This is a genomic window from Mycolicibacterium obuense, assembly GCF_055397605.1.
In genome coordinates, this window is sequence record NZ_AP043663.1 from 5,588,600 (window position 1) to 5,601,864 (window position 13,265).

General features: G+C 68.3%; 11 protein-coding genes. 8 read left to right on the top strand and 3 right to left on the bottom strand.

The genetic code is table 11. The annotated features are described in order from the left end of the window. The first annotated feature begins 33 nt into the window (after window positions 1-33). The 5 genes from ACZ50N_RS27100 to ACZ50N_RS27120 all read left to right on the top strand — a co-directional run bounded on the left by ACZ50N_RS27100 (window position 34) and on the right by ACZ50N_RS27120 (window position 6,140). A complete protein-coding gene (locus tag ACZ50N_RS27100) occupies window positions 34-2,103 on the top strand; it encodes a PhoX family protein (RefSeq protein ID WP_464474254.1) in 2,070 nt (689 codons plus the stop codon). A 112-nt stretch (window positions 2,104-2,215) separates the two neighbouring features. Then, the gene (locus ACZ50N_RS27105) at window positions 2,216-3,010 is read left to right on the top strand and encodes an LLM class F420-dependent oxidoreductase (protein ID WP_166429135.1); all 795 of its coding nucleotides are present in this window, start codon (window positions 2,216-2,218) and stop codon (window positions 3,008-3,010) included. Window positions 3,011-3,086: 76 nt separating this feature from the next. After that, the gene (locus tag ACZ50N_RS27110) at window positions 3,087-4,886 is read left to right on the top strand and encodes an ABC transporter substrate-binding protein/permease (protein ID WP_464474255.1); all 1,800 of its coding nucleotides are present in this window, start codon (window positions 3,087-3,089) and stop codon (window positions 4,884-4,886) included. Beyond that, window positions 4,886-5,632, top strand: a complete 747-nt coding sequence (locus tag ACZ50N_RS27115) for an amino acid ABC transporter ATP-binding protein (protein WP_046364573.1) — start codon at window positions 4,886-4,888, stop codon at window positions 5,630-5,632. The genes ACZ50N_RS27110 and ACZ50N_RS27115 overlap by 1 nt, the downstream gene beginning before the upstream one ends. A gap of 67 nt (window positions 5,633-5,699) precedes the next feature. After that, on the top strand, window positions 5,700-6,140 hold the full coding sequence (locus ACZ50N_RS27120; RefSeq protein ID WP_464474256.1) for a MarR family winged helix-turn-helix transcriptional regulator: 441 nt from the start codon (window positions 5,700-5,702) through the stop codon (window positions 6,138-6,140). Window positions 6,141-6,143: 3 nt separating this feature from the next. Here the strand turns inward: ACZ50N_RS27120 and ggh are convergent, their stop codons facing one another. Beyond that, entirely contained in the window at window positions 6,144-7,484 is a 1,341-nt protein-coding gene (ggh, locus tag ACZ50N_RS27125) for a glucosylglycerate hydrolase (RefSeq protein ID WP_048424825.1), read from the bottom strand. 54 nt (window positions 7,485-7,538) lie between these two features. Here ggh and ACZ50N_RS27130 point away from each other — a divergent pair, with 54 nt between their 5' ends. Continuing rightward, complete coding sequence (locus ACZ50N_RS27130) at window positions 7,539-8,204, top strand: SDR family oxidoreductase (RefSeq protein ID WP_073682353.1); 666 nt, start codon at window positions 7,539-7,541, stop codon at window positions 8,202-8,204. 55 nt (window positions 8,205-8,259) lie between these two features. Here the strand turns inward: ACZ50N_RS27130 and leuS are convergent, their stop codons facing one another. Then, window positions 8,260-11,091 carry a leucine--tRNA ligase gene (leuS, locus tag ACZ50N_RS27135; RefSeq protein ID WP_464474257.1) on the bottom strand — a complete coding sequence of 944 codons (2,832 nt, stop codon included), beginning with the start codon at window positions 11,089-11,091 and terminating at the stop codon, window positions 8,260-8,262. Window positions 11,092-11,297: 206 nt separating this feature from the next. Here leuS and ACZ50N_RS27140 point away from each other — a divergent pair, with 206 nt between their 5' ends. After that, window positions 11,298-12,206, top strand: coding sequence for an LpqN/LpqT family lipoprotein (locus tag ACZ50N_RS27140; protein ID WP_048424827.1), 909 nt, complete (start codon window positions 11,298-11,300; stop codon window positions 12,204-12,206). Between the two features lie 75 nt (window positions 12,207-12,281). Continuing rightward, window positions 12,282-12,635 carry a hypothetical protein gene (locus ACZ50N_RS27145; protein WP_046364579.1) on the top strand — a complete coding sequence of 118 codons (354 nt, stop codon included), beginning with the start codon at window positions 12,282-12,284 and terminating at the stop codon, window positions 12,633-12,635. 2 nt (window positions 12,636-12,637) lie between these two features. Here the strand turns inward: ACZ50N_RS27145 and ACZ50N_RS27150 are convergent, their stop codons facing one another. Next, window positions 12,638-13,243 carry a YqgE/AlgH family protein gene (locus tag ACZ50N_RS27150; protein WP_046364580.1) on the bottom strand — a complete coding sequence of 202 codons (606 nt, stop codon included), beginning with the start codon at window positions 13,241-13,243 and terminating at the stop codon, window positions 12,638-12,640. Window positions 13,244-13,265 lie beyond the last annotated feature (22 nt).

The following is a 13,265-nucleotide window of genomic DNA, read 5'->3' on the forward strand; positions in this document are numbered from 1 at the left end:
GCGGTCCGCGCTGGAACCGACTCGAGGGAATTCATGACGCTCCTGCCGTTGAACCTGTTCGTCAGCCACGACGGGAAGTCGCGCCGCCAACACGTCACGTGCGTGTTCAAGTGCGGCGACGCCTGCTCAAAGCCGGTGCCCAACCGCAGCGACAACGAGTACTTCGGCGACATCGCCAAGGCGGTCTCGCGACGCTCGATGCTGCAGGCCGGCGGCGTCGCGGTGCTCGCGGTCGGCGCCGGCTCCGCTCTTGCGGCCTGCTCCTCCCCCACCCAACCCGCGCCCACGTCGTCGTCAGCAGCACCTGCACCCGGCCCCGTACCCGGGATGAACTTCGCATCGGTGGCGCCCAACAGCGAGGACGCCGTCGTCGTCGCCGATGGTTACCGGCACGGGGTCGTCGTCAGCTGGGGCGACCCGATCCTGCCCGGTGCCCCCGCCTTCGACGTCAACCGGCAGACCGGCGCCGCGCAGCGCGGGCAGTTCGGCTTCAACAACGACTTCGCCGGGTTGCTGCCGATCCCCGGGCGGCGCGACCGCTTCCTGCTGGTGACCAACTTCGAGTACGTCACCCCGCAGTTCATGTTCCCCGGCTACAAGCCCGACGCCCCTACCCGCGAGCAATTCGAGGTGGAGATCGCGGCCGTCGGCATGGGTGTCGTCGAAGTCGAGCGAACCGCCGATGGGCTGAAACCTGTTATCGGCCAGTACAACCGGCGCATCACCGCCGACAGCCCCTTCACCCTCGTCGGGCCGGCCGCGGGGAGCGCATTCGTCAAGACGGCAGCCGATCCCGCCGGCCGCACCGTCGCCGGAACCTTCGCGAACTGCTCGGGCGGGGTCACCCCGTGGGGCACCGTGCTGTCGGGCGAAGAGAACTTCCACGAGTACTTCGGAGCGGCAGACGGCGCCCCGAAACCCGGCCCCGTCGACGCCGACCGGATGGACCGCTACGGCGTCGAAGCGGCACCGACATCGTTGAAGTGGGAGACCTTCGACCCGCGATTCGACCTCACCAAGAACCCGAACGAGGTGAACCGGTTCGGCTACGTCGTGGAGCTCAATCCGTGGGATCCGGCGTCGACCCCGGTGAAGCACACCGCTTTGGGCCGGCTCAAGCACGAAGGCGCCACGATCTACGTCACCGACGACGGCACCGTCGTCGCCTACACCGGCGACGATCAGCGGTTCGACTACATGTACAAGTTCGTGTCGGCCAAGAAGGTGCAATCAGGAACAGACCCGGCGGCGATGGCGCACAACATGTCGATCCTCGACGAAGGCACGCTGTATGTCGCCAAGCTCTCCAGCGACATCCCGCCCGCGCAGATCGACGGCTCGGGCACGCTGCCGGAGAAGGGCTCGTTCAGCGGGTCCGGCACCTGGCTGCCCCTGCTGCGCAGCGGGCCAGGCGGTCAGGCGCAGTCGCTGGTCGAGGGCATCACCGCCCAGGAAGCTGCGGTGTTCACCCGCATGGCCGCCGACAAGGCAGGCGCCACCAAGATGGACCGGCCCGAAGACTTCGAGGCCAACCCGAAGACCGGCAAGGTCTATGTGGCGCTGACCAACAACGACGAACGCGGTGCGCCCGGCGAGGCAGCACCTGATGCCGCGAATCCCCGCAACGACAACAAGAGCGGCCAGATCCTCGAGATCTCCGACAATCACGCCGGCACCGACTTCACCTGGGAACTGCTGCTGGTGTGCGGGGATCCCGCGGCCGCCGACACCTACTTCGCGGGCTTCGACAAGAGCAAGGTCAGCCCGATCTCCTGCCCCGACAATCTTGCCTTCGACAGCCACGGCAACCTGTGGATCTCCACCGACGGCAACGCGCTCGACTCCAACGACGGGCTGTTCGCCGTCGCGCTCGACGGGCCGAATCGCGGTGAGGTGAAACAGTTCCTGACCGTGCCCATCGGCGCGGAGACCTGTGGGCCCGTCGTCACCGACACCCTGGTCACCGTCTGCGTGCAGCATCCCGGCGAGAACGACGACAACAGCATCGACGATCCGCAGTCGCGCTGGCCCGAGGGCGGCAACGGCACGGCCCGGCCGTCGGTGGTGGCGGTGTGGAAGGACAACGGCGCGATAGGGGTCTGATTTCTGCTCGCGAGCTGGGGGCACCTCCCGCTTGCGGGGGATCGCGAACTCGAGTGATTTCGGCCCAGAACACTCGAGTTTGCGTCTGCTCGCCAGGGGCTACTGTGCTGGAATGACCAGCCGTCCCGTGCGCATCGGCGTGCAACTGCAACCCCAGCATTCGACCGAGTACCGCCACATCCGCGACGCCGTGCGCCGCTGCGAGGACATCGGTGTCGACATCGCGTTCAACTGGGACCACTTCTTCCCGCTGTACGGGGACCCCGACGGCGCGCACTACGAATGTTGGACCATGCTCGCGGCCTGGGCGGAGCAGACCTCACGCATCGAGTTCGGCGCTCTGGTGACCTGCAACTCCTACCGCAACCCGGAGCTGCTCGCGGACATGGCCCGCACCGTCGACCACATCTCCGACGGCCGACTGATCCTCGGTATCGGATCCGGTTGGAAAGAAAAGGATTACGACGAGTACGGCTACGAGTTCGGGACTGCGGGCAGCCGGCTCGACGACCTCGCCGCCGCGATGCCCCGCATCACGTCGCGCCTGGGCAAACTCAACCCGGCGCCGACCCGCGACATCCCGATCCTGATCGGCGGACAGGGAGAGAAGAAGACCCTGCGGCTGGTCGCCGAGTATGCCCACATCTGGCACGGCTTCACCGACGCCTCCACCTACCCCCGCAAAGCCGAGGTCCTCGACGGTCACTGCGCGGACGTCGGACGTGATCCCTCGGCGATCGAGCGGTCCTCCGGCGTCCCCGAGGGCAGCGAGGAGGCGATGCTCGCAGGCGCCGACTCGCTCGTCGGGCTCGGCGTCACCCTGCTGACGATCGGCGTCAACGGCCCCGACTACGACCTCACGAAAGCCGAGGCGCTGTGCCGGTGGCGCGACCGCCGCGACGGCTGACGTCCGGCAGCGGTGTTTCAACACTCGATGAGCCGAAACTTTCGGCTGCGCCGCGACGCCCACTACGTTGCTTGAGATGAGCAGCAAGCGAGTATCCGCTCCCGTCGTGAGATGGTTCGCGGTGCTGTGGGTGGCCGGTCTCCTCGTCGCGATGGGCCTCGCCGCCCCGGCGGGCGCGCAGAACGATCAATGCGCACCGCCCGGAGAGAAGAGCGCCAGCGCGCTGCCGACCAACCTCTCCGCGGCGGCGGCCGGTCCCGGCGAAGACAAGTACACGACGCCCGGCGTGACACCGCTGCAGAACATCGACGTCAACGCACTCGGGCTGTCGCGGCCCGGCACCCTGACCGTCGGCACCCTCTCCGATGCCCCACCGAGTATCTGCATCGACTCCGCCGGCCAGTTCACCGGCTACGACAACGAACTGCTGAAGGCCATCGCCGACAAGCTCGGCCTCAAGATCCAGTTCGTCGGCACCGAATTCTCCGGGCTGCTGGCTCAGGTGGCCGCGCGCCGTTTCGACGTCGGCTCGTCATCGATCACCACCACCGACGCCCGGCGGCAGACCGTCGGCTTCACCAACGGCTACGACTTCGGTTACTTCTCGCTCGTCGTGCCGCAGGGATCCGCGATCACCGGCTTCGACAAGCTGGCCGAAGGACAACGCATCGGCGTCGTGCAGGGCACGGTGCAGGAGTCCTACGTCATCGACACGTTGAAGCTGCAGCCGGTGAAATTCCCCGACTACAACACCGTCTACGCCAGCCTGAAGACCCGCCAGATCGACGCCTGGGTCGCCCCGTCGCAGCAGGCGCAGGGCACGGTCAAGTCCGGCGATCCCGCCGAGATCATCGAAAACACGTTCAGCCTGGACAATTTCGTCGCCTGGGCCGTCGCCAAGGACAACCGGCCGCTGATCGACGCGCTGAACTCGGGACTCGACGCGATCATCGCCGACGGGACGTGGTCGCGGCTCTACTCCGACTGGGTGCCACGCGCCCTACCCCCGGGCTGGAAACCCGGGTCCAAAGCCGCGCCGGTCCCACAGCTGCCGGACTTCACCGCGATCGCCGCGCAGAACCAGGCGACCGCCGGCCCGACGGCGCCCGTCGCCCCCAAATCGACGCTCTCCCAACTCAAGGACTCGTTCCTCGACTGGAACCTCTACCGCCAAGCCATCCCGGATCTGCTGACGACGGGCCTGCCCAACACGTTGATCCTGACCTTTGCGGCCAGCGTGATCGGTCTGGTGCTCGGCATGGTGCTGGCCGTGGCCGGCATCTCGACGTCTCGGTGGCTGCGGTGGCCGGCTCGCATCTACACCGACATCTTCCGCGGTCTGCCCGAGGTCGTGATCATCCTGCTGATCGGACTGGGCATCGGCCCGATCGTCGGACACCTCACCGGCAACAACCCGTACCCGCTAGGCATCGCGGCGCTGGGGTTGATGGCGGCCGCGTACGTGGGCGAGATCTTCCGCTCGGGCATCCAGAGCGTCGACCCCGGCCAGTTGGAGGCATCGCGGGCACTGGGCTTCAGCTACGCCACCTCGATGCGCCTGGTGGTGATCCCCCAGGGGGTGCGTCGGGTGCTGCCCGCGCTGATGAACCAGTTCATCTCGCTGCTCAAAGCGTCCTCGCTGGTGTACTTCCTCGGGCTGATCGCCAATCAGCGTGAGCTGTTCCAGGTGGGTCGCGACCTCAACGCGCAGACCGGCAACCTCTCCCCTCTCGTCGCTGCCGGGATCTTCTATCTGGCGTTGACCATCCCGCTCACCCACCTGGTGAACTTCATCGACGCGCGCCTGCGTCGCGGACGCCGGCCCGACGAGGAGGACGATCCGTTGCTCACCTCGACAGCCCAGGAGATGAACTGATGGCGACCGCCACCGGACTGGAACCGGTGTCGCTGGCCGCCACCGACCTGCACCTGTCCTTCGGCCCCAATGCCGTGCTACGCGGTGTCGATCTCGACGTCGCCGCCGGCACGTCGACCGCCGTCATCGGGCCGTCGGGATCGGGCAAGTCCACCCTGCTGCGCACCCTCAATCGTCTCTACGAGCCCGATCGTGGCGACATCCTGCTCGACGGGCGCTCCGTGCTGCACGACGACCCCGACCAGCTGCGTCAACGAATCGGCATGGTGTTCCAGCAGTTTCAGCTGTTCCCGCACAAGACAGTGCTCGAGAACGTGACGTTGGCCCCGCGTCGGCTCAAAGGCCTCGCCGCCGACGCGGCACGTGAACTCGGGCTCGCGCAACTCGACCGGGTCGGGCTGCGACACAAGGCGGAGGTGCGGCCGACCACCCTCTCGGGTGGCCAGCAGCAGCGCGTGGCGATCGCGCGCGCCCTGGCGATGTCACCGCAGGTGATGTTCTTCGACGAGGCGACCTCTGCGCTGGATCCCGAACTGGTCAAAGGCGTGCTGGCGCTCATGGCCGAGCTCGGCGCCGACGGGATGACGATGGTGATCGTGACCCACGAGATGGATTTCGCCCGATCCTTCGCTGACACCGTGGTGTTCATGGATCGCGGCCGGGTGGTCGAGACCGGACCACCGGAGCAGATCTTCGAGAAAGCCGAGACGGAGCGGCTGCAGCGCTTCCTCTCGCAGGTGCTGTGAGCATATTTACGGCAAAGAAGCTGACCAGGCGTCGCGGCAGCCCGCGACCCGTTAGACTGCCAAAATTATGGTGACCACGGAGGCCCAGGTCAGCGATGTTGCAGGCGATCTGCAGCGCGTGCTGGCCAAGTTGATGTCCGTGCTCCGTCACACCGGCAAGACCGCGACCGCCGGCGATCTCACGCTCGCGCAGCTGTCGATCCTGCTGACCCTGCTCGACCGCGGACCCATGCGGATGACCGAGCTGGCCGCCCACGAGCGGGTTCGCACGCCCACCACCACCGTCGCCATCCGGCGCCTGGAAAAGCTGGGCTTGGTCAAGCGATCCCGCGATCCCTCGGATCTGCGGGCCGTGCTCGTCGAGATCACCCCTGAGGGGCTCGCCCAGCATCGGGACGCCCTGGCCTCCCGGCAGGCCCACCTCGCGCAGCTGCTGAGCAACCTCAGCGAGGAGGAACTCGCGGCGCTGACCAACGCCCTGGCACCGCTCGAGCGGATCGCCGAATAGCGCTCAGCCCAGCCAGTCCAGTACCGCGGCCGCGGTCCACGACTGCTGCATGCTGCCCAGCGGCTCCCCGGTGAACGGTTCGTAGTACTCGGCGAATGTGCCGTCGCTGGCCTGACGCAGCCCCTCCCGCCGCAGCGCCGACGACCGCTCCGCCCAGCCGCGCCGGGCGAAGCACCACGAGAACAACCACGTCATCACCGGCCACACCGGACCGCGCCAGTACTCCCGGGACCGGAAGTCACGCGACACCGGCGACGTCGACGGAATCAGTGCGTACGCCATGTCCGGATGACCGCAGAACCGCGGCCCTTCGAGCAGCCGGATCAGCGCGCGCTCACGCTCGTGCGGCAGCCCCCCACACAGCAGAGGCGCGAACTGAGCCACCGTCTCCGTAGCGATCCACCGATCGGCGCGGACATCGTAATCCCTTGCCGCACCAGTCCTTTGATCCGTCGTATCGATCACGCCGGCCCGGAACCGGTCCGCCCAGGAATACAGATCCTTGACGTCGGCGTGCGGGCGCTTGTGATCCTCCCCGATCTCGGCGAGAACCTGGCAGGCCACCGAGAAGATCGCCGAGACGAACACGTCCTCGACCGCGAAACTCATTGCGTCGGCCAGCATCCGGTCGTCGTAGCGGACCGCTTTCATCTGCTCGACCAGCCAGAGGTAGCGGTCGTACTCCAGATCGCTGGGACGCTGACTCGCGTCGGTGTTGATCTTGTTGTCCTCGCGTTGATACGGGGGCACATCACCGGGAATCACGTTGGCGTACGGGCCATCCCAGCGCGGTGAGTTGTCCATGCCGGACTCCCACCCGTGGTAGACCGTGACGCGGCCGTGCCCCTTCTGATCCCGGCACTCGGCGAGCCACCGATGCCAACGCACCAGATCACCCCAGCGGCGATCCAGGAATGCGTCGGCGACCGCGCGGGTGGAGCGGCCACGCCGGCGAGCATGGTCGAGGATCCGCTGCACGGCGATGGCATGCACCGGCGGCTGCGTGATCCCGGAGGTGTGCCTGCCGCGGGGCGCATCGGGCGAGAGCGCCGACGCCGCCCACCGCGCCGGCCCCGGAAAGTATCCGTCGACCCCGTTGGCGAACACGATGTGCGGGATCATGCCGTTGCGCCACTGCGCCGAGAGCAGCGTGTCGAGCTCCACCACGGCCCGCTCGACCGACAGCGGCGCGAGCCCGATCGACACGAAGGCGGCGTCCCAGCTCCACATGTGCGGATACAGCAACGGCGCCGCCGTGGTCATGGTGCCGAGATCGTTGCCGCGCAACAGGTAGGCCGCGCGGGCGGCGAGTTGTGTCGGGGCAAAGCTCGGATCGTGGGGCATCGCCTCCCATGATGCGACGAGTTCGCGCGCGGCGCAGGTCGGTAGGGTGCGAATGTGCCGACCGCCATGATCACCGGCGCCGCCGGAGGCCTCGGGGCCGCGCTGGCCGACGCGCTGGCCCCCACCCACACCCTCTTCCTCGCCGGGCGCCCCTCGGATCGCCTCGACGCCGTCGCCGAGCGGTTGGGGGCGACCACCTGGCCGATCGACCTGGCCGATCCCGATGCGATTCCCGCGGTCGTGGAGCCGATCGTCGAACTCGACGTGCTGATCCACAACGCCGGTGTCGCCTATCCCGGCCGCGTCGGCGAGACCACCGTCGACCAGTGGCGCGCCACGATGGCCGTCAACGTCGTCGGAGCCGTCGCCCTCACGCTCGAACTGCTGCCCGCGCTGCGCGCCGCCGCCGGGCACGTCGTGTTCATCAACTCCGGTGCGGGGATCAACGCCTCACCGGGGTTGGCGTCGTACTCGGCGAGCAAGTTCGCGCTGCGGGGCTTCGCCGACTCACTGCGCGCCGACGAACCGGCCCTGCGCGTGACCTCAGTGCACCCCGGCCGGATCGCGACCGCCATGCAGGAGGATCTGATCGCCTACGAGGGCCGCGACTACGACCCGTCGCAGTTCCTGAGCGTCGAGACCGTCGCCGCGGTCACCGTCGACGCGATCAACGCACCCCGCGACGCCCACATCCACGAGGTCATCGTCCGGCCCCGCTGAGCGAGATTTCGGCGTGCAAACCGTCGCTCAGCGACGACAAGCACGCCGAAATCGCTCAGACGACGATGTTGACCAACCGGCCGGGCACCACGATCACCTTCTTGGGGGTGCGGCCCTCGACGAAGCCCGCGACCTTCTCGTCGGCCAGGGCCGCCGCCTCGACCACATCCGCGGCCGCGTCCGCGGCCACCGAGACCCGGCTGCGCACCTTGCCGTTGACCTGCACCGGGTACTCCACGGTGTCCTCCACCAGATACGCCGGATCAGCCACCGGGAACGGTCCGTGCGCCAGCGACCCATCGTGCCCCAGCCGCGACCACAGCTCCTCGGCCAGGTGCGGGGCCAACGGCGCCACCATCAGCACCAGTGGTTCGAGCGCCTCACGCGCGGTCACCGACTGCTTGGTCAGGTGATTGGTGTACTCGATCAGCTTGGCCGCGGCGGTGTTGTTCCGCAGTGCCACATAGTCCTCGTTGACCCCGAAGATGGTGCGATGCAATACCTTCCGGGTGTCCTCATCGGCGGCGTCGTCGGTGGCGCGCACCTGGCCGGTCGCCTCGTCGACCACCAGGCGCCACACCCGCTGCAGGAAGCGGTGCGCGCCGACGACGTCCTTGGTCGCCCAGGGACGGGAGGCCTCCAGCGGACCCATCGACATCTCGTACACGCGCAGTGTGTCCGCGCCGTACTCCTCGCAGATCTCGTCGGGCGAGACCGAGTTCTTCAAGCTCTTGCCGATCTTGCCGAACTCCTGGTTCACCTCCGCGCCGTCGTAGAAGAACTTCCCGTCCCGCTCCACCACGTCGGCGGCCGGCACATACGTACCCCGCGAATCCGTGTACGCGAACGCCTGGATGTAGCCCTGGTTGACCAGCCGCCGGTACGGCTCCCGCGAACTGACGTGGCCGAGGTCGTGAAGGACCTTGTGCCAGAACCGCGAATACAGTAGGTGCAGCACCGCGTGCTCGACGCCGCCGACGTACAGATCGACACCGCCGGGATCGTTCGCGCCGTGCTCGGCCGGCCGCGGTCCCATCCAATACGCCTCGTTCTCCTTGGCGCACATGGCTTCTTTGTTGTACGGATCGGTGTAGCGCAGCTCGTACCAGGAGCTGCCGGCCCACTGCGGCATCACGTTGGTGTCGCGGGTGTAGGGCTTCAACCCGTCACCGAGATCCAGTTCGACGTTCACCCAGTCGGAGGCCTTGGCCAGCGGCGGCGACGGCTCACTGTCGGCGTCGGTCGGATCGAACAGCACCGGCGAATAGTCCGGCACGTCGGGCAGCTCGACCGGGAGGAGCTCTTCGGGCAACCCGTGAGCCCGCCCGTCGGCGTCGTACACGATCGGGAACGGCTCGCCCCAGTACCGCTGCCGGGCGAACAGCCAGTCGCGCAACTTGTATTCCACGCGAGCCCGTCCGCGCCCGTCGGCAACCAGCCGTTCGGTGATCGCGGCCTTCGCGGCCGCGACGTCCAAGCCGTCGAGGAAGTCGGAGTTCACCAGAGGGCCCTCGCCGCTGTACGCGGCGTCCGACACGTCTCCGCCCGAGATCACCTCGACGATCGGCAGGCCGATCTCCGTGGCGAAGTCCCAGTCCCTCTGATCGTGACCGGGCACCGCCATGATCGCGCCCGTGCCGTAGCCGGCAAGCACGTAGTCCGCGATGAACACCGGAACCTGTTGTCCGTTGGCCGGATTGACCGCATAGGAGCCGAGGAACACGCCGGTCTTGGTCTTGTTCTCCTGGCGCTCCAGATCCGACTTCGCCGCGATGGACGCCCGATAGCCCGCGACGGCCTCGGCCGGCGTCGCACCGCCGAAGGTCCACCGCGCGTCGACCCCGGCCGGCCAGTCCGCAGCCACGAGTTCGTCGACCAGCTCGTGCTCGGGAGCGAGCACCAGATAGGTCGCACCGAAGAGCGTGTCGGGCCGGGTGGTGAACACCTCGACATCGCCGGCGTCGGTTCCGAACAGCACGCTCGCGCCGGTCGACCGGCCGATCCAGTTGCGCTGCATGGTCTTGACCTTGTCCGGCCAGTCCAGCACGTCGAGATCCTCGAGCAGCCTGTCGGAGTAGGCGGTGATGCGCATCATCCACTGCCGCAACCGCTTCCGGAACACCGGGAAGTTGCCGCGCTCGCTGCGGCCGTCAGCGGTGACCTCTTCGTTGGCCAGCACCGTGCCCAGCCCCGGACACCAGTTCACCACCGAGTCGGCCAGATAGACCAGGCGGTGGTCGGCCAGCACATCGGCGCGCTCCCCATCGCTCAGCGACGACCAGCTACGCCCGTCACCGACCTCACGCGCACCGTTCTCGAATTCGGCGACCAGCTCGGCGATCGGCCGGGCCTTGTTCTGGGCCGGGTCGAACCAGGCATTGAAGATCTGCAGGAAGATCCACTGCGTCCACTTGTAGAAGTCGACGTCGGTGGTGGAGAAACTCCGCCTGGTGTCATGGCCGAGCCCCAGCCGGCCCAGCTGGCGGCGGAAGTTGACGATGTTGGCCTCGGTGCGGGTGCGCGGGTGCGTCCCCGTCTGGATCGCGTACTGCTCGGCGGGCAGACCGAACGCGTCGAAACCCAACGCGTGCAGAACGTTTCGACCCGTCATGCGGTAGTAGCGGGCGTAGACATCGGTCGCGATGTAGCCCAGCGGGTGACCGACGTGCAGCCCCTCACCTGACGGATACGGGAACATGTCCTGCACGAACATCTTGTCGGCGGGAACGGACGTCCCGTCAGCCGGGGCGAGCTCACCCACCGGGTTGGCCACGTTGAAGGTGCCGTCCTGCGACCACCGCTGCTGCCAGGATCGCTCGATCTCCCCGGCCAGCTCCGCGGCATAGCGGTAGCGGGGGGTGTCTTCGGAAGTCGGCGTGTCGATCACGCCATCAGCGTATAAGCCGCAGCCCAGCCGCCCCGCGGGCCACGGCTTGATCTCGGTTCCGTTGCGGATGCGTCAGGGGTTGGTCCCAGGTCGGTTCCAGCCCTGGTGACCGGCCCTGCGCCGTGGATACATTTCTCGCCTGCCCGGCCCCACGAGCACACGGGGCGTCTGGAAATCGGGCAGAGAGACTGGGAGGACTTCACTCGATGAGCGAAATCGCCCGCGGCCGGCGGGTTCTGGCAAGAGGGGTAGGTGCGTGCACCGCCGCAGTGGTCGGTGCGCTCGCTCTCACCGCCGCGGCGTCGGCACAACCACTGCCGGTGCAACCGACCCAGCCGTCCCCGGCGACCATCGCGCAGCCCGGCGCCGCCGCGGCCCCCGCAGGTGTGGCGCCCGTCACCGCAGGAGTGACCGCTGTACCCGCCGGCGTCACCGCGCCTGTCGCCCCGCAACCGCAGATCGTGCCGGCCACCTCCGGCACACTCACCGACTTCTTCGCGGCCAAGGGCGTCACGTTGGAGCCGCAGTCCAGCCGTGACTTCCGTGCACTGAACATCGTGCTGCCGATGCCACGCGGCTGGCAGCACATTCCCGACCCGAACGTGCCGGACGCCTTCGCGGTGATCGCCGACCGCGTCGGCGGCAACGGGCTCTACTCGTCGAACGCCCAGGTGGTCGTCTACAAGCTCATCGGCGACTTCGACCCCAGAGAGGCGATCAGCCACGGTTTCATCGATGCCCAGCAGCAGCCGGCGTGGCGCGCCACCGATGCCTCGTTCGCCGAGTTCGGCGGGATGCCCTCGTCGCTGATCGAGGGCACGTACCGGGAGAACGCGATGACGCTGAACACGTCGCGACGGCACGTGCTGGCGACTGTCGGCCCGGATCGCTACCTGGTCTCGCTGGCCGTCACCACGAGCGTCGACCAGGTCGTCGCCGCCGCGGATGCCACCGAGGCGATCATCAAAGGCTTCAAGGTGAGTGTGCCGTCCGCGGCACCCGCGCCCGGTGCGCCACTGGGCGCACCCCCCGCGCCGGCAGCACCGGCGCCCCCTGCTCCTGCTGCCCCCGCTGCGGTGGCCCCCGCGCCGCAGCTGCTGGGACTGCAGGGTTGAGCGGCGTCGTCCCCCGGGCGAAGCCTGGCGCCCGGGGGACGGCGGCCCGCCACCGACGCCGTATCCTCGTGACTTGTGATGGTCGCCGCAGTGTTGTGCCTGGGCGTCGCGTTCGTGACCGCGGCGCTGGGAGTCTGGTCGCTGACGCGGCCCGCCCCCATCGGTGACTTCGTCCGTCAGGTGCTGCGCGGGGTCGCCCCCATCCAGTTGGCCGCAGCCGTGATGCTGGCGGCCGGCGGAGCGGTCGCGCTGTCAGCGACGGCATCGACGGCATCGGTCGTGCTCGCGGTCTGCGTCATCGGCGCGGTGGCGACGCTGGCTGCGGGCTGCTGGCAGAGCGCCAAGGTCGTGGCCCGAGCCAACGCGCGGCAGAGCGCCGACGCCGGGTGTGCCGGGTCGTGCGCGGCTTGCACCTTGTCATGCCGCTGAGGTCAGTTCCGGCTGAGGTCGATCGGGTGCGTCGCCAGCAGCGGTAGCGGCATCGGCTGACGACGCAGCACCCTGCCCCACAGATCAGTCCGCGGCTCGGCGAGGACATCCGACGGCAACGCCGACAGGACGATCCAGTCGTCGCGCTCGATCTCCCCCTCGAGCTGGCCGATGGTCCAGCCCGAATAGCCGGCGAAGATGCGGACACCCTCGACCATCGGGGCCACTGCGTCGGGATCCGCGTCGAGGTCGACCATCGCGATACGCCCCTGGATGTGCCGCAACCCCGGCACCCCGGTGACGTCGACGCCCACCCGCAACGTGGCCAGGCAGAGTGCGGCATCGCGCTTGACCGGACCGCCGACGAACATCGTCTTCGGCTTCGTGGCCAACTTCACCCACTGCGGCAGCACGTTGTAGACGGCCGTCTCGCTGGCCCGGTTCAGCACCACCCCGAGGGTGCCCCCGTCGTTGTGCTCGACGACGTAGATCACGCTGCGCCGGAACGTCGGCTCCAGCAGATCGGTGTTCGCCAACAGCAAGGTGCCCGCGCGCACCCGGTGCGCCGCTGGGGCGACGAAATCCTCCGGGTCCTCTGGCTGCGCCACCGGACCATTCTGTCATCACCAC